This is a genomic window from Klebsiella sp. 10-1 (genome assembly GCF_009758445.1).
GTDB classification, from domain to species: Bacteria; Pseudomonadota; Gammaproteobacteria; order Enterobacterales; family Enterobacteriaceae; genus Klebsiella; species Klebsiella scottii.
In genome coordinates, this window is sequence record NZ_WQRE01000001.1 from 824588 (window position 1) to 843674 (window position 19087).

Consider the following 19087-nt stretch of genomic DNA (forward strand, 5'->3'; position numbering starts at 1 on the left):
ATGAACTATCGTATTATTCCGGTTACCGCGTTCGCCCAGAACTGCTCTTTAATCTGGTGTGAGCAAACCCGACTTGCTGCGCTGGTCGATCCTGGCGGTGATGCAGAGCGAATCAAACAGGAAGTGACGGCAGCAGGCGTCAGCCTGATGCAGATTTTGCTCACTCACGGTCATCTCGACCACGTTGGTGCGGCAGCCGAGCTGGCGCAACACTACGGCGTGCCGATTATCGGGCCGGAAAAAGAAGATGAGTTCTGGCTGGAAGGACTCCCTGCGCAAAGCCGGATGTTCGGCCTGGAGGATTGCCAGCCGCTGCATCCTGACCGCTGGCTTAATGAAGGCGATGTCGTCAGCGTGGGGAACGTTTCTCTGCAGGTTCTGCATTGCCCAGGCCATACGCCGGGACACGTTGTTTTCTTCGATGACGCGTCGCGGCTGCTGGTTTCCGGCGACGTTATCTTCAAAGGTGGCGTCGGGCGCAGCGACTTCCCGCGCGGCGACCACGGGCAGCTGATCGACGCGATTAAACGCAAGCTGCTGCCTTTGGGCGATGACGTGACCTTTATCCCCGGCCACGGGCCGATATCAACGCTAGGCCATGAGCGTTTGCATAACCCTTTCCTGCAAGATGAAATGCCGGTCTGGTAACCATTCCGGACGCTAAATATAAAGAAGGCCGCATATGCGGCCTTCTTTTTTTAGGGTACAGCGGCGTTACAGTACGGCGACGATCGCTTCACACAGCGGCGCCATATTGTCCGGCGTCATGCCGGCAACGTTAATGCGCCCGGAAGCCACGGCGTAAATCGCGAACTCTTCGCGCAGACGCAGAACCTGCTCTTTGGTCAGGCCGCTAAACGAGAACATGCCGTTTTGCTTAATGATGAAGGAGAAGTCGCGGTTAGCGCCTTTTTCCTGCAGGGTATTAACGAACAGCAGGCGCATACGCTGAATGCGCTGACGCATGTCGGTCAGCTCCTGCTCCCAGATAGCGCGCAGCGCATCGTTGCTGAGAATTGTCGCCACAACGGCAGCGCCGTGTGCCGGCGGGTTGGAGTAGTTAGCGCGGATCACTGACTTCATCTGGCTGAACGCGCGGTCGACGGTGTCGCTATCGCTTGCCACCAGCGTACAGGCGCCAACGCGCTCATTGTACAGGCCGAAGTTCTTCGAGTAGGAGCTGGCAACCAGCAGCTCTTTGTGCAGCGCGGCAAACGCGCGCAGGCCTTCAGCATCCTCTTCCAGACCGCGGGCAAAGCCCTGATAGGCGAAGTCGAACAGCGGCAGCCAGCCCTTATCAACGGAGAGCTGCGCCAGCTGTTGCCACTGCTCCAGGGTCGGATCGATACCGGTTGGGTTATGGCAGCAGCCGTGGAACAGAACAACGTCGCCAGCCTGGGCTTCATTGAGGCTTGCCAGCAGACCGGCAAAGTCGAGAGTGCGGTTAGCCGCATCGTAGTAGGTGTACTCGCGAACTTCGAGGCCGGCGGAATTGAATACGCTCTTGTGGTTCGGCCAGCTCGGATTGCTCACCCAAACGCGCTTAACGTCGGTATTTTTGGCAAGGAAGTCGGCGGCAACGCGCAGGCCACCGGTACCGCCTGGAGTCTGGGCGGTACGCGCGCGCTTATCGCTGACGATAGCGCTTCCTTTACCGAACAGCAGCTCCTGCGTGCATTGACCAAATTCCGGAATACCATCGATACCCAGATAATTTTTGGTGGTCTCATTCTCCAGCAGATATTGCTCTGCCTTCTTCACGCTGGTCAGGACCGGGGTTTTACCCGTTTCATCTTTATAAACGCCAATCCCGAGGTTAATTTTTGTAGGACGGTCATCGGCACGAAACAGATCGGCCAGGCCCAGAATAGGGTCGGCAGGGGCGGCAGTAATGTTCTCAAACATGACGAGGTTCCATTGTGATTACTGAAGGGAGTTCCGCTATCAGGGTAACGGGAGAATGAGCAATTGCCAACCGTTTGCGACAAAAAGCGCGAAGGTTTTCCAAAGTTACGATCTTTGCCTTAGTAACGCAGAAAAGCAGGACCGAAGTCCTGCTTTTTAGGCATATCACGAAGGGGTGTACTGATTAAAACTTAGAACTGGTAAACGATACCCACGGCGACGGTGTCGTCGGAATTCACGCCCAGTTTGTTGTCGCTATCGATCTGGTTGATCTGATAATCGACATAGGTAGACATGTTTTTGTTGAAGTAGTAGGTTGCGCCGACATCAATGTAGTTGATGTAGTCTTCGTTACCCACACCCTCAACGTTTTTCGCTTTAGATTTGTAGTAAGCGATGGACGGACGCAGGCCGAAATCAAACTGATACTGCGCAACGATGGAGAAGTCCTGAGTCTTGTTGGCAAAACCGTCAGTAATACGGGTCGCATTACGGGTTTCGCCGTACAGAGCTGCCAGGTAGATGTTGTTCGCATCATATTTCAGACCGGTTGCCCACTGCTCGGCTTTGTCGCCTTTACCGCGAGTCAGAGCCTGCTGTGCATCGGTACGATCCGCTGCGCCGTATGCGCCGACAATGCCGAAGCCGTCGATGTCATAGCTCAGAGAGGTTGCCCAGCCGTCGCCGTTAGAGCGGGAAGCGTCTGTGTGCTCGTTTTTGCCCAGGTACTGTACGCCAAAGCTCAGGCCGTCAACCAGACCGAAGAAGTTGGTATTACGGTAGGTTGCGAGACCACCGGTACGACCTGCGAAGAAGTTATCGCTGGAACCGGTGTCGCCACCAAACTCAGGCAGCATATCGGTGACGCCGATAGCGTCATACACCAGGCCGTAGTTACGACCATAGTTGAAGGAGCCTGCATCGCCGAATTTCAGACCGGCGTATGCCAGACGGGTTTTGTTGCCGCTCTGAGCGTCGCTACCTTCAGTGTTATTACCCTGGAAGTTATATTCCCACTGGCCGAAACCGGTCAGCTGATCGTTGATCTGGGTTTCACCTTTAAAACCTAAACGTGCATAGGTCTGGTCGCCGTCATTACCCTTGTTATCAGAGAAATAGTGCAGACCTACGGTTTTACCGTACAGATCGAGTTTGTTGCCGTCTTTGTTATAGATTTCTGCAGCATTTGCTGCGCCGGCTACCAGCAGGGCAGGGATCACCGCTGCCAGAATATTGCGCTTCATCATTATTTATTACCCTCATTAGTATTTTTATATGAACACTTGCCACTGCCGCCAATACATTCTGTCAATGAAAATTTACAGAACCATTGATGATAGTTTGGTGTCTGAAGGCATCTTTCCATCCGCGACATCGTTTCGCTAGCCGGAAAATGCTACCAATGTCGCATATGAGTAACAATTAGAAAGTGTATGTAACAAAATGTGAATTTTTGGGAACTTTGTGAACTCAATCAAAATTCCATTCCACTTTGCGTATAAAATCGTCATGGCTTATATATCTATATGAATTAATTATGATTAATTTAGATAAGAGCCGATTTGTGCATTTTGTGGCTGGTTTTCGCTTTTTTTTTACTCAACGTTTGTCTTTGCATGTTGTGCGGTGGGTGGTTAAAAAATGAGCAAAATAATCAGGCATTTCGCCCATGAATGAACATAAGGTGCGCTTTCTCGTTTCGGCGGGTAGCGAAATAGTGAGTAACATAAATGTGAAGCGGAAGGCTTGATGTTTAAATTTCTTGATATTCGTTAACAATAGCTGACATAAAAAAGGGCCAGCTTACGCTGACCCTTTTTACAAAGCGGTAATAAAAATCAGAATGTCGCGCTGCGCGGGGTGCGCGGGAAAGGAATGACGTCGCGAACGTTCTGGACGCCGGTTACGTAGGCAATCAGACGCTCAAAGCCCAGTCCGAAACCGGAGTGCGGAACGGTGCCGTAACGGCGCAGGTCGCGGTACCACCAGTAGTCTTCTTTATTAAGACCCATTTCCGCCATGCGCGCGTCAAGCACGTCCAGACGCTCTTCACGCTGCGAACCACCGATAATTTCACCGATGCCAGGGGCCAGAACGTCCATTGCGGCGACGGTTTTCCCGTCTTCGTTAAGGCGCATGTAAAACGCCTTGATGTCTTTCGGATAGTTTTTTACCACCACCGGTGCTTTGAAGTGCTCTTCTGCCAGATAGCGCTCGTGCTCGGAAGAGAGGTCCACGCCCCAGTAAACCGGGTTTTCGAACTGCTTACCGCAGTTTTCGAGGATCGTTACCGCGTCGGTATAATCGACCTGGGCGAAATCGGCAGACACGAAACGCTCGAGGCGATCGATCGCATCTTTATCCACGCGTTCGGCGAAGAATTTCATGTCATCCGCGCGCTCTTCCAGTACGGCCTTGAAGACGTACTTCAGCATCGCTTCCGCCAGGCCCGCAACATCGTTCAGGTTGGCGAAGGCCACTTCCGGTTCCAGCATCCAGAATTCCGCCAGATGGCGGCTGGTGTTGGAGTTTTCCGCACGGAAGGTCGGACCGAAGGTGTAGATTTTTGACAGCGCGCAGGCGTAGGTTTCGCCGTTCAGCTGGCCGGATACGGTAAGGAACGACTCTTTGCCGAAGAAGTCCTTATCGAAATCCACTTTGCCCTGGTCGTTACGCGGCAGGTTTTCCAGATCCAGCGTGGAGACGCGGAACATTTCACCTGCGCCTTCGGTATCAGAGGCGGTAATCAGCGGGGTAGAAACCCAGAAGAAGCCCTGCTCGTCAAAGAAGCGATGCAGCGCCTGCGCCAGAGTATGACGCACCCGGGCAACCGCGCCAATCAGGTTGGTACGCGGACGCAGGTGGGCAACTTCGCGCAGATACTCGATGCTGTGGCGTTTAGCCGCCATCGGGTAGGTATCCGGATCTTCGACCCAGCCGGTAACTTCTACGCTGCTGGCCTGAATTTCGAAGCTCTGGCCCTGGCCCTGAGATGCCACGACTTTACCGGTGACGATGACCGAACAGCCGGTAGTCAGACGCAGCACTTCCTGATTGTAATTGGGAAGAGAATTACTAATGACGGCCTGTACAGGATCAAAGCAGGAACCGTCATAGACGGCCAGGAAGGAAAAGCCAGCTTTTGAATCTCGGCGGGTACGTACCCATCCGCGGACGGTGACTTCGCTGTCAACCGCAACACGGCCCTGGAGTACGTCGGCTACAGGCACAACGCTCATAATAGTCTCTCTATTCGTAGTCCAATAAAAATATCTGTTTCCCCCGGCAATCGGGGGATATCTATGTTACCTGTCATCTTCCATCAGACAAGCAGATTTCGCACCGCGAGGGAGAGTTTTCGGAAATAAATAAGGAACAAGGAGCCAGAACGGCTCCTTGTGGTGATTAACTGGCCTTTTTAATCGGCGGCAGGTCGAAGGCTTCGCGCAGGGCGCGCACAAATGCCTTATCGTGACAGATGGTTTTGCCCGGGCTGTCAGAGAGCTTGGCCACCGGCTTGCCGTTGCATTCCACCAGCTTGATCACGATATTGAGCGGCTTAACCTGTGGAATATCACAGGTTAAGCGCGTACCGATGCCAAAGCTGAGATTCACCCGCGATGAGAAATGACGATACAAATCGACGGCTTTCGTCAGGTCGAGGTTATCGGAGAAGACCAGTACTTTACTCAGCGGGTCGATACCCAGCTTCTGATAATGGGCGATGGCTTTCTCGCCCCATTCAACCGGATCTCCGGAGTCGTGGCGCAGACCCTGATAGCGTTCGGCGAATTCCGGGCCGAAATCACGCAGGAAGGCATCCATAGTAATACAGTCGGTCAGGGCAATGCCCAACTGGTCCGGATACTCTTCGAGCCAGGCGGCAAGGGCCGCGCGCTGGCTGCTGGCAAGGTTAGGGCTGATCTGCTGATGGGCCTGGAACCATTCATGAGCCTGAGTGCCCATCGGCGTCAGATGCAGGCGACGAGCCAGGTCGTAGTTGCTGGTGCCGGTAAACCACGGCTCCTGCTGCAGACGTTCGACGATAGCTTGCTGTACTTCGCGCGAGAAGCGACGACGGGTACCGAAGTCCATTAAGCGAAAGCGGCTCATATCGATATCGGCCGTGATTTCCCGGAAGTCGCTCAGCTTGCGTTCGAGGGTCTCCAGCGCCAGCTCAACGCCGATTTCCGGCGAGCGGTAGCGGTGAACCAGCTCGCTGATCACCGCCAGCAGCGGGACTTCCCACATAATGACTTCACGCCAGGGCCCGGAGAGACGAATGTTCAGCTTGCCGTTGTCGTTACTGACGGTGACCTGCTGCGGGTCGTAACGGAAGTCGCGCAGCCAGTCGAGATAATCGTGCGAAAAGAACGGCAGGGTCGAGAGCCAGTGATACTCATCGTCCTGCAGCTTCAGGTCGCGCATGGCCTCAACCTGTTCGCGAATCGCATCGGCATAGATGCCGAGCAAATCATCCCCGCGGCAGCGGAACTCCGCCGCAACGTGTACATCGTAATAGCGGTGGAAGACGGCCTGCTGCATGTGCAGCTTGTAGGCATCCGTATCAAGCAGCGAGTGCAGTACAGGAGAAGTGAATTGTGTCATGGTGCGCGGTAGCATCCTCTCACTGGAGCGTTTCCATCAAAACCTAAGCAGAAAAAAGGAGGCGGAGTATAGCTTTATTCCCCGACTCTGTCCCGCAGTGAAGGCCGATGGCGACGCTGACGGTCATTTGCGAGGCCTAGTTTAATATATTGAACACGGATCACACCACAAGCTTTGCACCGGGTCGAGCGCATTTCGTGCCTCCTGTGTTATCAAAATGTAGCGATTTTCGTGTTTGACGTTGAAAAGATGAAGATTCTGCATAGCGAGAACATCACAACAGGAATAGACTGGGTTTGACACTTTATGGAACATGCTAAAGGTTTTTTATGACACAACAGCCCCAAGCCAAATACCGCCACGACTATCGTGCGCCGGACTATCTGATTAGCGATATCGATTTGACCTTTGACCTGGATGCCGCGAAAACCGTTGTTACGGCTGAGAGTAAACTCTCCCGTCACGCGGCTGCGTCTGATGTGCCATTGCGTCTGGATGGCGAAGACCTGACGTTGGTCTCTCTGCAGGTTAACGGTCAGCCGTGGAGCGACTATAAAGAAGAAAATAACCAGCTGGTTATTGGCGGTTTACCGGAACATTTCACCCTGACTATCGTCAATGAAATCAGCCCGGCGGCCAATACCGCGCTCGAAGGGCTGTATCAGTCAGGCGAAGCGCTGTGCACGCAGTGTGAAGCAGAGGGCTTCCGCCATATCACCTGGTACCTGGACCGCCCGGACGTTCTGGCGCGTTTCACCACCAAAATTATCGCCGACAAGGCGAAATACCCGTACCTGCTGTCTAACGGCAACCGCGTGGCGCAGGGCGAGCTGGAAAACGGCCGTCACTGGATGCAGTGGCAGGACCCGTTCCCAAAACCGTGCTATTTATTCGCGCTGGTGGCCGGTGATTTCGACGTCTTGCGCGACACTTTCATCACCCGTTCCGGACGCGAAGTGGCGCTGGAGCTGTTCGTCGATCGCGGCAACCTTGACCGCGCGCCGTGGGCGATGACGTCGCTCAAAAACTCGATGAAATGGGACGAAACTCGTTTCGGCCTCGAGTACGATCTCGACATCTATATGATTGTCGCCGTCGACTTCTTTAATATGGGGGCGATGGAGAACAAAGGGCTGAACGTCTTTAACTCCAAATACGTGCTGGCGCGTACCGATACCGCCACCGATAAAGACTACCTCGATATCGAACGCGTGATTGGCCACGAATATTTCCACAACTGGACCGGCAACCGCGTGACCTGCCGCGACTGGTTCCAGCTGAGCCTGAAAGAAGGCCTGACCGTGTTCCGCGATCAGGAGTTCAGCTCCGATCTGGGCTCGCGCGCGGTGAACCGCATCAATAACGTCCGCACCATGCGCGGGCTCCAGTTTGCCGAAGACGCCAGCCCGATGGCCCATCCGATTCGTCCGGATAAGGTTATCGAGATGAACAACTTCTACACCCTGACGGTATATGAAAAGGGCGCGGAAGTGATCCGCATGCTGCATACCCTGCTGGGTGAGGACAACTTCCAGAAAGGCATGCAGCTGTACTTCGAGCGCCATGACGGCAGCGCCGCCACCTGCGACGATTTCGTTCAGGCGATGGAAGACGCGTCGAACGTTGACCTGTCTCATTTCCGCCGCTGGTACAGCCAGTCCGGTACGCCGGTAGTGAGCGTGCATGATGACTATAATCCGGAAACCGAGCAGTACCGCCTGACCATCAGCCAGCGCACGCCGCCGACTTCCGAGCAGGCGGAAAAACAGCCTCTGCATATTCCGTTTGATATCGAGCTATATGATAACGAAGGCAAGGCGATCCCGCTGCAGAAGGGCGGGCATCCGGTGCATCACGTGCTGAACGTCACCCAGACCGAGCAGACCTTTGTCTTTGATAACGTCTACTTCCAGCCGGTTCCGGCGCTGCTGTGCGAATTCTCCGCGCCGGTGAAGCTGGAATATAAGTGGAGCGATCAGCAGCTGACGTTCCTGATGCGCCACGCGCGCAACGACTTCTCCCGCTGGGATGCGGCGCAGAGCCTGCTGGCGACCTACATCAAGCTTAACGTCAACCGCCATCAGCAGGGTCAGCCCCTGTCGCTGCCGGTTCACGTCGCCGATGCGTTCCGCGCGATCCTGCTGGATGAGAAGATCGATCCGGCGCTGGCGGCAGAGATCCTGACGCTGCCGTCCGCCAGTGAAATCGCCGAGCTGTTTGCGATTATCGATCCGATTGCCATTGTGGCGGTGCGCGAAGCGCTCACCCGCACGCTGGCGAAAGAGCTGGCGGATGAATTCCTCGCTGTCTACAACGTCAATAAGCTCGACGGCTATCGCGTAGAGCATGCCGATATCGGCAAGCGCTCGCTGCGCAATACCTGCCTGCGCTACCTGGCGTTTGGCGATGCTGAGCTGGCGGATAAGCTGGTCGTCGCCCAGTATCATCAGGCCGACAACATGACCGACGCGCTGGCGGCCCTGTCGGCGGCGGTGGCGGCGCAGCTGCCGTGCCGCGATGCGCTGATGCAGGAATATGACGATAAATGGCATCAGGATGGCCTGGTCATGGACAAATGGTTGATCCTGCAGGCCACCAGCCCGGCGGATAATGCGGTAGATGCGGTACGTGCGTTGCTGAATCATCGCTCGTTCAGTATGAACAACCCGAACCGCGTCCGCTCGCTGATTGGCGCCTTTGCCGGCAGCAACCCGGCGGCCTTCCACGCCGAAGACGGCAGCGGATATCAGTTCCTGGTGGAGATGCTGACCGAGCTCAACAGCCGCAACCCGCAGGTGGCCTCGCGTCTGATTGAGCCGTTGATTCGTCTGAAGCGTTATGATGCCAAACGCCAGGCGCTGATGCGCGCGGCGCTGGAGCAGCTGAAAGGTCTGGAGAATCTCTCCGGCGATCTGTTCGAGAAAATCAGTAAAGCGCTGGCGTAAAGGGCGTTCCGCTCCCGGATTGCGGCGGCAGCGCCGCGCTCCGGGAGCCGTTTAGCCGTGACTGAACAGGCGTGGCGAGGCTTCGTGCCTGCCGCGCTTCATTACTCTGTTGAGAACTTCTGCCTCCAGCTCCGCCAGCCGCGCCGAACCGGTATGCCGCGGGCGCGCAATATCCACCGTGACGTCCAGCCCAATCTTGCCCTCTTCAATCAACAGCACCCGATCGGCCATCGCCACCGCTTCGCTCACATCGTGAGTCACCAGCAGTACGGTGAACCCATGTTCCTGCCAGAGCGAGACGATTAAATCCTGCATTTCAAGGCGGGTGAGGGCGTCAAGCGCGCCCAGCGGCTCGTCAAGCAGCAGCAGGCCGGGGCGATGAATCAGCGCCCGGGCCAGCGCCACGCGCTGCTTTTGTCCGCCGGAAAGCGCCGCTGGCCATTCGTTGGCGCGATTTTCGAGGCCGACGCTGGCCAAAGCCTGCAGGGCCGCGTCTCGCCACGAGCCTTTAAGCCCCAGGCCGACGTTATCGATCACCGTTTTCCACGGCAGCAGGCGCGAATCCTGAAACATCATGCGGGTATCGTCCTGGATTTGCGCCAGCGGCGTCGAGCCCGCCAGCAGCTCGCCGGCGTTGGGTTTCTCCAGCCCGGCCAGCAGACGCAGCAGGGTACTTTTACCGCCGCCGCTGCGCCCGACCACCGCGACGAACTGCCCGGTGGGAATATGTAAATCAAGCGCGTTAAGAATCGTGTTTTCGCCGTAGCGTTTGGTCACGCCGTTGAGCAACAGCGGGATCCCAGGGTTCAGACGGGCGGTCGTCATGCGTTAGCCTCCTGAAGATGATAGGCCGGATTCCAGCGCAGCCAGACGCGCTCCAGCAGCTGTGCGCTGAAGTCGGCCAGTTTGCCTAGAATGGCGTAGAGAATGATGGCCACGACCACCACGTCGGTTTGCAGAAATTCTCGCGCGTTCATAGCCAGGTAGCCGATGCCGGCGTTTGCCGAGATGGTCTCGGCGACAATCAGCGTTAGCCACATCAGGCCGAGAGCGAAGCGAATACCCACCATGATTGACGGCAGGGCCCCGGGCAGAATCACGTGACGAAATAGCGCAAAGCCGGATAGGCCGTAGCTGCGCGCCATCTCGACCAACCCGCGGTCAATGTTACGAATACCGTGCCAGGTGTTGATATAAATCGGGAACATGGTGCCCAAAGCGACGAGAAAAATCTTGGCGCTCTCGTCGATGCCGAACCATAAAATAACCAGCGGAATCAGGGCCAGGTGCGGCACGTTGCGCAGCATCTGAATCGAGGTGTCCAGCAGACGCTCTCCCCAGCGCGAGAGGCCGCTAATCATCCCCAATGCCAGGCCAATGGAGCCGCCGATAGCGAAGCCAAGCAGCGCGCGCCACGAGCTGATGGCCAGATGTTGCCAAAGCTCGCCGCTGGCGGAGAGCGTCCAGAAGGCTTTCAGCACCCCTTCCGGCGAAGGCAGGATCCGGGTGGAGAGCCAGCCCACCGAAGAGGCGAGCTGCCAGACGATGACGGTGCCGACCGGTAAAAACCAGGGGGCAAGGCGAATCAGGAGTTTTTGCCCAGGGGTTGCCATATGTCGCTCCTCAGCTCTGCGCCGCTTTACGCGGGATAAATTCATTCGCTACCGCTTCACCCTGCGGACGCAGACTCTGCGGCTGCGGGATTGACGGAATATTGACGTCCAGCAGCGGGAACAGCAGCTCGCCGACGCGCAGGGCTTCTTCAAGGTGCGGATAGCCGGAAAGCACGAAGCTATCGATGCCGAGATCGGCATATTCATTGATACGCTCGGCGACCGTGGCGGCATCGCCGACCAGCGCGGTTCCGGCGCCGCCGCGCGCCAGCCCGACGCCGGCCCACAGGTTAGGGCTGATTTCGAGCTTGTCGCGCTGGCCGTTGTGCAGCGCGGCCATTCGGTGCTGGCCGACGGAATCCGTTTGCGCAAAGGCGGCCTGCGCCCTGGCGATAGTGTCATCATCCAGATGGGAAATTAAGCTCTCCGCCGCCTGCCAGGCCTCTTCGTTAGTTTCACGCACAATCACATGCAGGCGGATGCCGAAGCGAACCTTACGACCGTGGCGCGCGGCCTTTTCGCGCACCTGGGCGATTTTTTCCGCCACCTGCGCCGGGGGCTCTCCCCAGGTCAGATACAGATCGACCTGCTCGGCGGCAAGATCCTGCGCCACTTCAGAGGATCCGCCGAAGTAGAGCGGGGGACGCGGCTGCTGCAGCGGCGGGAACATCAGCTTCGCACCGCGCACGCGCTGATGCTTGCCGTTGAAGGTCACGGTTTCGCCCTCCATCAGCCGGCGCCAGATATGGGTAAATTCCGCCGAGGCTTCGTAGCGCTCGGTGTGATCGAGGAACACGCCGTCGCCGGCGAGCTCCTGCGGGTCGCTGCCGGTCACCAGATTAAACAGCGCCCGGCCGTTGGAGAGTCGATCCAGCGTCGCCGCCTGGCGCGCCGCGACCGTTGGCGAAACGACGCTCGGACGCAGGGCGACGAGAAATTTCAGGCGCTGAGTCACCGGGATCATCGAGGCGGCCACCAGCCAGGCGTCTTCACATGAGCGTCCGGTGGGGATCAGGACGCCGGTAAATCCCAGCCGATCGGCGGTCTGCGCAATCTGCTGCAGATAGCCGTAATCAACCGGACGCGCGCCTTGATCGGTCCCAAGATAGCGACCGTCACCGTGAGTGGGTAAAAACCAGAACATATTCAGACTCATGATTTCGCTCCTTGAATGGCTGCGGGCTGCCAGATGCGCGCGCGGATATCGACTTTTTTCGGCACCAGCTTGTTCTCATAGAACAGGTCGGCGGTTTGCTGCTGGCGCGCGGCCGTTTCGGCGCTAACCGGCGTAATGGTGGTTGGCGGGCGATGGTCGAGATAGCTGGCTATCACCGCTTCAGGAAGACCCATGATTTTGGCCAGCAGGGCAATGCTTTGCGGACGCTGGCTGAGCGTCAGCGCATCGGCCTGGCTAAAGGTTTGCAGCACGCCTTCAATAAAGGCGCCGTTTTTTTCCGCATAAGGACGAGAAGCGAGATAGAAAGAGCCGGTTTGCTTCAGGTCGGTTCCATCTTTCAGAACCCGGGCGCCGCCCTGCTGGAGAGCCGCGGAGTAGTAGGGGTCCCAGATAGCCCACGCGTCGACGTTACCTTGCTGGAAAGCCGCACGGGCGTCGGCGGGAGCGAGATAGACCGCCTGAATATCGTTGAACGTCAGGCCCGCCTGCTGTAGCGCGCGGAGCAGCAGGTTGTGGGAGCTGGAGCCGCGCTGAAAGGCGACCTTATGGCCCTTTAGCTGCGCGACGTTTTTAATCGGGCTGTTTTCCGCCACCAGAATCACTTCGGCTTTGGGTTTAGGCGGTTCGGCGCCGACATAGACCAGATCGGCCCCGGCGGCCTGGGCAAAAATAGGTGGAATATCGCCGGTGCTGCCAATATCAATGCTGCCGACGTTCAACGCTTCGAGCATCTGCGGGCCGGCGGGAAACTCCACCCATGAGATTTTGGTGCCCGGGTAGCGTTGTTCCAGCAGCTGGTGGCTTTTCGCCAGCACCATGCTGACGCTGCCTTTTTGATAGCCGACGCGTAGAGCATCCGGCGCGGACTGCGCCGCGTGGGCCAGGGCGGAGAGCATCAGCAGCCCGCCGAGCGCCAGGGGAGCCAGGAGATTACGCATGTTCGACCCCGTGCGTTGCTTTGAGGGCAGGCGCGCGGCTGGTTGGGCGATGAAGCGCCTGCCAGAAGGTTTCCAGCGCGTGGTCGAGGCGACCCTGCAGGTTTGGCGTAAACTGCGGCTTGTGCTGGTAGTCAGTCACCTGGCTGTCATCGGCAAACACGCCGTGGAGGATCTCCTGGGCCTTCAGCGCGTTGAGAACCGGCTTCAGGGCATAATCCACCGCCAGCATATGGGCGATAGTGCCGCCGGTCGCCAGGGGCAGGACGATTTTTCCTTCCAGCGCGCGTTCCGGAAGCAGATCGAGCAGCGTCTTCAGCGCGCCGGAGAAAGAGGCTTTATAGACAGGAGTGGCGATAATCAGGCCATCCGCGCCGGCCAGCTGTTCGTTCAGAGTATGCAGCGCCGGATTATCGAAACGGGCATAAAGAAGATCTTCCGGGGCAAAATTCTGCAGGTGCCAGTGGCAGACTTCAACATCAGCGGCGGAGAGCGTCTCTCTGGCGTATTCCAGAAGGGCGCTGGAACGGGAAGGGTAGCGCGGGCTACCCGCAAGTGTAATGACACGCATGTTCTCTCTCTCCTTATAACCAAATGTTCGCATTTATCTATTATTGATAACATTTACTGGCAGTGTGACAGAGGCGATTTATTTACCTAAATGATTTTTCCACCCTTGTTTTGTCAGAATTTGCATAAAGAAGGGCGGAAAAGTAAACGTTTGCGTTGGATGGACGATTTTTTGTCGTAGGTCAATTCCCTTTCCGCTGAGGATCGAACATAATACGCCCCCGGTTTGCACACCGGGAATCCAGGAGAGTTCATGTACTACCCCTTCGTTCGTAAAGCTCTTTTTCAGCTCGATCCTGAGCGCGCTCATGAAGTAACCTTCCAACAATTACGCCGTGTATCGGGAACGCCGCTTGAGATGCTGATCCGCCAGAAGGTGCCGGCTAAACCGGTGACCTGCATGGGACTCACGTTTAAGAATCCGCTGGGCCTTGCCGCCGGGCTGGATAAAAACGGCGAGTGTATCGATGCGCTCGGGGCTATGGGTTTTGGTTCAATCGAAATTGGTACCGTGACGCCGCGCGCGCAGCCGGGCAACGATAAGCCGAGGATCTTCCGTCTGGTTGCGGCAGAAGGTTTGATCAACCGCATGGGCTTTAATAATCTCGGTGTTGATAACCTCGTCGAGAACGTTAAAAAGGCGCATTTTGACGGTATTCTTGGGATTAATATTGGTAAAAATAAGGATACCCCGGTTGAGCAGGGCAAAGATGATTACCTGATTTGTATGGAAAAAGTCTATCCCTATGCCGGCTATATCGCCATTAATATCTCCTCACCGAATACCCCGGGCCTGCGCACGTTGCAATATGGCGACGCGCTCGATGATTTACTTTCTGGTATTAAAAATAAGCAGCTTGAGCTGCAGCAAAAGCATCAAAAATATGTCCCCGTGGCCGTGAAGATCGCCCCGGATCTTTCCCTCGAGGAATTGATCCAGGTAGCCGATAGCCTGGTTCGCCATAATATTGACGGCGTGATTGCCACCAATACCACCCTCGATCGATCGTTGGTGCAGGGAATGCAATATTGCGATGAAACCGGTGGCCTGAGCGGTCGTCCTCTGCAATTAAAAAGCACTGAGATTATCCGCATGCTGGCGACAGAATTAAACGGCCGCTTGCCAATTATCGGAGTAGGCGGGATTGACTCTGCGATTGCAGCCCGGGAAAAAATGGCCGCCGGCGCGACGCTGGTCCAGATTTATTCTGGCTTTATTTTTAAAGGCCCGCCGCTGATTAAAGAAATTGTTACCAATATCTAATCTTTTCCCCCTCTGAAACACCCCCAGGGCTTTATTTCCGGCCCTGGTTGTTTTATATTCCCTCATTGTTGCTTATTTAGACATTTTAGTCTTTTCTTAATTTTGGAAATAATTCTGTTGCCGTATGCCGTGCATTACAGATAGAAGTGAAAGAGGACGGGGGAAAAATGCGGATTAAACCTGACGATAACTGGCGTTGGTATTACGATGAAGAGCACGATCGCATGATGCTCGATTTGGCCAATGGTATGTTGTTCCGCTCGCGCTTTGCGCGCCGGATGCTGACGCCCGATGCATTCGCGCCATCCGGGTTTTGCGTTGACGACGCCGCTCTTTATTTTTCCTTCGAAGAAAAATGCCGGGATATAGAATTATCTAAAGAGCAGCGCGCTGAATTAGTGCTTAACGCGCTGGTTGCCATTCGTTTTCTTAAGCCCCAAATGCCGAAAAGCTGGCATTTCACCACCCATGAAGAGAACTGGCAGCCCGGCGGCGGCGATACCGCCAGCGCCTGGCTCAGCGATACCGGGCAGCAGGTGAATCTGCTGGTGGTGGAGCCTGGCGAAAATGCCGCACTGTGCCTGCTGGCCCAGCCGGGGTTAACGCTGGCCGGACGGGTGATGCAGCTTGGCGACGTGATTAAAATTATGAACGACAGACTACAGCCCGCCCCGCGTATCTCCAGCTACAGCCTTGGCGAGGCGGTTTAAGGCGGCGAGCCTCTTTGGCTGCCAGCTGAAGAACCTCTGAAGACCTCAGGGCGCCAGGCGTAAGTCGGTTTTTGGTACGCAGCTGCAGCACAGAATAGTGCCATCCGCCGCAACGGCGTTTTTCTTCAGCGGGCTGACCTCACCTTCCTCAAGCCGAATGCGGCAGCTGCCGCAGATGCCCGCCCGGCAGGAGTAGGGCACGCGGATCCCCTGTTGCTCCAGCTGTTCCAGCAGAACCTGCTGGTTATTCCCGGTAAAACTCTGTCCCTGCCACTCAATATCAACCGTCGCATTCTGCTGAGCTGCAGAAGGTTCACTATCATCGCTTTCGCCCGCCCCGTAGGCCTTTGCCGGGCCACGCTTCAGCACCTCGACTTCATCGCCCACGCGAATAACGCCGCTGCTGCGGGCAATCAGATTTTGACCGAAATCGACATCGCCATTATCCACGGCGGTGCGAAAGCGTTGCAGCGTGGCTAGCGGTTCGCCGGACGGATGCTTTTGTCCGCGTTCCGGACTGACGGTGGTAAAAATACAGCGGCTGCAGGGCTTGGCGACATCAAAAGTCACTTCGCCAATGCGGATCACCTTCCAGCTATCTTCCTCCCACGGCTCGGCGCCGGTGACGACCAGGTTAGGGCGAAACTGCTCCATACGTACGCTGGCCGTACAGCGCTGCTGCAGGTCGCGCAGCGAGGCTTCATTGGTGAGTAAATAGGGGTAACCGTCGGCAAAGGTGAGCGGGACGGCGTCATGGCGCTTAACGCGGCGGGTCAGCTGCGGTCCCAGCCAGCGAAGCTGAACCTGGCGATTAAAGAAGCCGCTAAGCCATTGGTTAACCGTTGACGGCGCAACCAGGGCGGTGAAATGGTTTCCCCACACCTCGGTAGGCTCGCCCTGAGGCGCGAAATCAGCGAAGCGAACGATCGCGCTGCTGCCGTCAGGAGCGGTCAGATGAACGCCGTCCTGCAGCGGGGAGGGGGTGAATTTCACCATCTGTGGAAACTGGCGGGCGGTAATAAAGGTGCCATCCGTTTCCGTCACCATAAACAGGCGATCGAAGGCCAGGCCGCTGATATCGGCAAACGCATGCGTCAGGCCAATTCCACGCATGGATTTGACGGGATGAATAAAAAGTCGCGATAGCGTTTTCATGCGTAGTCTCTGGGCTTAAAAATAAGCCTTTAACTTTATGACATGGGGCGCATATTGGCTATAATGCGCACCAATTTTCTTTTAGTAAAAGTGACGATATGAATTCTCTGTTTGCCAGTACGGCTCGTGGGCTTGAAGAGCTGTTAAAAACTGAACTGGAATCACTTGGCGCAGCGGACTGCCAGGTAGTCCAGGGCGGGGTCCATTTTCAGGGAGATACGCGCCTGCTGTATCAAAGCCTGATGTGGAGCCGGCTGGCCTCACGCATCATGCTGCCGTTAGGCCAGTGTAGCGTGTATAGCGATTTGGACCTGTACCTCGGTGTACAGGCCATTCCATGGACGGAGATTTTCACCCCTGACGCCACCTTCGCCGTGCATTTTAGCGGGCTGAACGATGAGATTCGCAACAGTCAGTACGGGGCGTTAAAGGTTAAAGATGCCATCGTCGACAGCTTCACGCGTAAAAATCTGCCGCGGCCGAACGTCGATCGCGAAAATCCCGATCTGCGAATCAACGTCTGGCTGAACAAAGAGACGGCGCATATCTCTTTAGATCTGAGCGGCGAAGGCCTGCATCTGCGCGGCTACCGCGACGGCACCGGGATGGCGCCGATCAAAGAGACGCTCGCTTCGGCGATCGTCATGCGTTCCGGCTGGGTGCCGGGAACGCCGCTGCTCGATCCGATGTGCGGTTCCGGTACGCTGCTGATCGAAGCCGCGATGCTGGCGACCGATCGCGCTCCAGGCCTGCATCGCGGCCACTGGGGCTTCAACGGCTGGGTCCAGCACGATGACGCGGTCTGGAAAGAGGTGAAGGCCGAAGCCCAGACCCGCGCCCGTAAAGGGCTGGCGGCATATGAGTCGCGTTTCTACGGGTCTGACGTCGACGCGCGGGTTATTGAACGCGCGCGCAGCAACGCCCGTCGCGCAGGCGTTGGCGAACTGATTGCGTTTGCAGCGAAAGATGTCGCTCAGCTCAGCAACCCGCTGCCGAAAGGCCCGTACGGGACCGTTATCAGCAACCCGCCGTACGGCGAACGTCTGGAAAGCGAGCCGGCGCTGATTGCCCTGCATAGCCTGCTTGGCCGGACGATGAAAAGTCAGTTTGGCGGCTGGAATCTGTCGCTGTTCAGCGCTTCTCCGGATCTGCTTAGCTGCCTGCAGCTGCGGGCAGACAAGCAGTTTAAGGCCAAAAACGGTCCGCTGGACTGCGTGCAGAAAAACTATCACGTTGCCGAAAACGAAGGCGGTAAAGCGGTATCGCTTGCCGAAGATTTCGCCAACCGCCTGCGCAAAAACCTGAAGAAATTTGAGAAGTGGGCGCGCCAGGAAGGTATTGAATGCTACCGCCTGTATGATGCCGATCTCCCGGAATATAACGTCGCTATCGACCGCTACGGCGAGTGGGTGGTGGTGCAGGAGTATGCGCCGCCGAAAACGGTCGATGCGCATAAAGCCCGCCAGCGTCTGTTTGATATTATCGCCGCGACGATTTCGGTATTAGGTATCGCGCCGAATAAGCTGGTGTTGAAAACCCGCGAACGGCAGAAAGGGAAAAACCAGTACCAGAAAATGGCTGAAAAAGGCGATTTTATCGAGGTACAGGAGTATAACGCTCGTCTGTGGGTCAACCTGACCGATTACCTAGATACCGGTCTGTTCCTCGACCACCGCATCGCGCGGCGTATGCTTGGTGAGATGAGCAAAGGCAAAGATTTCCTCAACCTCTTTGCCTATACCGGCAGCGCCAGCGTCCACGCCGGTCTTGGCGGCGCGCGCTCGACGACCACCGTCGATATGTCGCGCACCTACCTCGAGTGGGCCGAGCGAAATCTGCGTCTCAACGGGTTAACCGGCCGTTCGCACCGCCTGATGCAGGCCGATGTGCTGGGCTGGCTGCGCGAGAGCGATGAACAGTTCGACCTGATCTTTATCGATCCGCCGACGTTTTCTAACTCGAAGCGTATGGAAGAAACCTTCGACGTACAGAGCGATCACCTGCGCCTGCTGACCGATCTTAAACGTCTGCTGCGTAAAGGCGGCACGATTATGTTCTCGAACAATAAACGCGGTTTCCGTATGGATCATGACGGGCTGGCGCAGCTTGGACTGAAGGCGCAAGAAATTACGCAAAAAACGCAATCTCAGGATTTTGCCCGTAACCGTCAGATTCACAACTGCTGGCTGATTACTGCAGCCTGAA

The 19087-nt window shown here is 56.5% G+C and carries 15 protein-coding genes; 5 read left to right on the forward strand and 10 right to left on the reverse strand.

All coding sequences use genetic code 11. From position 1 onward, the window contains the following. Positions 1–648, forward strand: a complete 648-nt coding sequence (locus GO007_RS03840) for an MBL fold metallo-hydrolase (protein WP_095095717.1) — start codon at positions 1–3, stop codon at positions 646–648. A 66-nt stretch (positions 649–714) separates the two neighbouring features. On the opposite strand, the gene GO007_RS03845 is transcribed toward GO007_RS03840, so the two are convergent. The 4 genes from GO007_RS03845 to pncB form a co-directional block, all read right to left on the reverse strand. Further along, a complete protein-coding gene (locus tag GO007_RS03845; protein WP_095095720.1) occupies positions 715–1905 on the reverse strand; it encodes an amino acid aminotransferase in 1191 nt (396 codons plus the stop codon). 191 nt (positions 1906–2096) lie between these two features. After that, positions 2097–3152, reverse strand: coding sequence for a porin OmpF (gene ompF, locus GO007_RS03850; RefSeq protein WP_095095723.1), 1056 nt, complete (start codon positions 3150–3152; stop codon positions 2097–2099). 591 nt (positions 3153–3743) lie between these two features. Continuing rightward, positions 3744–5144 carry an asparagine--tRNA ligase gene (gene asnS / locus GO007_RS03855; RefSeq protein WP_095095726.1) on the reverse strand — a complete coding sequence of 467 codons (1401 nt, stop codon included), beginning with the start codon at positions 5142–5144 and terminating at the stop codon, positions 3744–3746. Between the two features lie 166 nt (positions 5145–5310). Continuing rightward, the gene (gene pncB / locus GO007_RS03860) at positions 5311–6513 is read right to left on the reverse strand and encodes a nicotinate phosphoribosyltransferase (RefSeq protein WP_095095729.1); all 1203 of its coding nucleotides are present in this window, start codon (positions 6511–6513) and stop codon (positions 5311–5313) included. A 329-nt stretch (positions 6514–6842) separates the two neighbouring features. Between pncB and pepN the strand changes: the two genes are divergently transcribed. Next, positions 6843–9458 carry an aminopeptidase N gene (gene pepN / locus GO007_RS03865; protein WP_095095732.1) on the forward strand — a complete coding sequence of 872 codons (2616 nt, stop codon included), beginning with the start codon at positions 6843–6845 and terminating at the stop codon, positions 9456–9458. A gap of 51 nt (positions 9459–9509) precedes the next feature. On the opposite strand, the gene ssuB is transcribed toward pepN, so the two are convergent. From ssuB to ssuE, 5 genes are read right to left on the reverse strand one after another with little or no spacing between them, the layout of a single operon-like run. Beyond that, positions 9510–10283, reverse strand: a complete 774-nt coding sequence (ssuB, locus tag GO007_RS03870) for an aliphatic sulfonates ABC transporter ATP-binding protein (protein WP_095095734.1) — start codon at positions 10281–10283, stop codon at positions 9510–9512. Next, positions 10280–11071, reverse strand: a complete 792-nt coding sequence (gene ssuC, locus GO007_RS03875) for an aliphatic sulfonate ABC transporter permease SsuC (protein ID WP_095095737.1) — start codon at positions 11069–11071, stop codon at positions 10280–10282. The genes ssuB and ssuC overlap by 4 nt, the downstream gene beginning before the upstream one ends. 10 nt (positions 11072–11081) lie before the next feature. Next, positions 11082–12227, reverse strand: coding sequence for an FMNH2-dependent alkanesulfonate monooxygenase (gene ssuD / locus GO007_RS03880; RefSeq protein ID WP_095095741.1), 1146 nt, complete (start codon positions 12225–12227; stop codon positions 11082–11084). Next, on the reverse strand, positions 12224–13186 hold the full coding sequence (locus tag GO007_RS03885) for a sulfonate ABC transporter substrate-binding protein (RefSeq protein WP_095095746.1): 963 nt from the start codon (positions 13184–13186) through the stop codon (positions 12224–12226). Before GO007_RS03885 ends, ssuD begins: the two co-directional genes overlap by 4 nt. Then, the gene (gene ssuE / locus GO007_RS03890; RefSeq protein ID WP_095095749.1) at positions 13179–13754 is read right to left on the reverse strand and encodes an NADPH-dependent FMN reductase; all 576 of its coding nucleotides are present in this window, start codon (positions 13752–13754) and stop codon (positions 13179–13181) included. Before ssuE ends, GO007_RS03885 begins: the two co-directional genes overlap by 8 nt. A 252-nt stretch (positions 13755–14006) precedes the next feature. On the opposite strand from ssuE, the gene pyrD reads away from it, so the two are divergent. Beyond that, on the forward strand, positions 14007–15017 hold the full coding sequence (pyrD, locus tag GO007_RS03895; protein ID WP_095095752.1) for a quinone-dependent dihydroorotate dehydrogenase: 1011 nt from the start codon (positions 14007–14009) through the stop codon (positions 15015–15017). A 167-nt stretch (positions 15018–15184) separates the two neighbouring features. Continuing rightward, entirely contained in the window at positions 15185–15727 is a 543-nt protein-coding gene (gene zapC, locus GO007_RS03900; RefSeq protein ID WP_095095755.1) for a cell division protein ZapC, read from the forward strand. A gap of 45 nt (positions 15728–15772) precedes the next feature. Here zapC and GO007_RS03905 read toward each other — a convergent pair whose 3' ends face one another. Continuing rightward, a complete protein-coding gene (locus GO007_RS03905) occupies positions 15773–16882 on the reverse strand; it encodes a YcbX family protein (RefSeq protein ID WP_095095758.1) in 1110 nt (369 codons plus the stop codon). Positions 16883–16980: 98 nt separating this feature from the next. Between GO007_RS03905 and rlmKL the strand changes: the two genes are divergently transcribed. Beyond that, positions 16981–19086, forward strand: a complete 2106-nt coding sequence (gene rlmKL, locus GO007_RS03910) for a bifunctional 23S rRNA (guanine(2069)-N(7))-methyltransferase RlmK/23S rRNA (guanine(2445)-N(2))-methyltransferase RlmL (RefSeq protein ID WP_095095761.1) — start codon at positions 16981–16983, stop codon at positions 19084–19086. The last annotated feature ends 1 nt before the right edge of the window (position 19087 follow it).

What these genes read in the sequence shown, in the direction of transcription:
- GO007_RS03840 (WP_095095717.1), top strand. Translation starts at nt 1, where the DNA reads ATGAACTATCGTATTATTCCGGTTACCGCGTTCGCCCAGAACTGCTCT.
- GO007_RS03845 (WP_095095720.1), bottom strand. Translation starts at nt 1,905, where the DNA reads ATGTTTGAGAACATTACTGCCGCCCCTGCCGACCCTATTCTGGGCCTG.
- ompF (WP_095095723.1), bottom strand. Translation starts at nt 3,152, where the DNA reads ATGATGAAGCGCAATATTCTGGCAGCGGTGATCCCTGCCCTGCTGGTA.
- asnS (WP_095095726.1), bottom strand. Translation starts at nt 5,144, where the DNA reads ATGAGCGTTGTGCCTGTAGCCGACGTACTCCAGGGCCGTGTTGCGGTT.
- pncB (WP_095095729.1), bottom strand. Translation starts at nt 6,513, where the DNA reads ATGACACAATTCACTTCTCCTGTACTGCACTCGCTGCTTGATACGGAT.
- pepN (WP_095095732.1), top strand. Translation starts at nt 6,843, where the DNA reads ATGACACAACAGCCCCAAGCCAAATACCGCCACGACTATCGTGCGCCG.
- ssuB (WP_095095734.1), bottom strand. Translation starts at nt 10,283, where the DNA reads ATGACGACCGCCCGTCTGAACCCTGGGATCCCGCTGTTGCTCAACGGC.
- ssuC (WP_095095737.1), bottom strand. Translation starts at nt 11,071, where the DNA reads ATGGCAACCCCTGGGCAAAAACTCCTGATTCGCCTTGCCCCCTGGTTT.
- ssuD (WP_095095741.1), bottom strand. Translation starts at nt 12,227, where the DNA reads ATGAGTCTGAATATGTTCTGGTTTTTACCCACTCACGGTGACGGTCGC.
- GO007_RS03885 (WP_095095746.1), bottom strand. Translation starts at nt 13,186, where the DNA reads ATGCGTAATCTCCTGGCTCCCCTGGCGCTCGGCGGGCTGCTGATGCTC.
- ssuE (WP_095095749.1), bottom strand. Translation starts at nt 13,754, where the DNA reads ATGCGTGTCATTACACTTGCGGGTAGCCCGCGCTACCCTTCCCGTTCC.
- pyrD (WP_095095752.1), top strand. Translation starts at nt 14,007, where the DNA reads ATGTACTACCCCTTCGTTCGTAAAGCTCTTTTTCAGCTCGATCCTGAG.
- zapC (WP_095095755.1), top strand. Translation starts at nt 15,185, where the DNA reads ATGCGGATTAAACCTGACGATAACTGGCGTTGGTATTACGATGAAGAG.
- GO007_RS03905 (WP_095095758.1), bottom strand. Translation starts at nt 16,882, where the DNA reads ATGAAAACGCTATCGCGACTTTTTATTCATCCCGTCAAATCCATGCGT.
- rlmKL (WP_095095761.1), top strand. Translation starts at nt 16,981, where the DNA reads ATGAATTCTCTGTTTGCCAGTACGGCTCGTGGGCTTGAAGAGCTGTTA.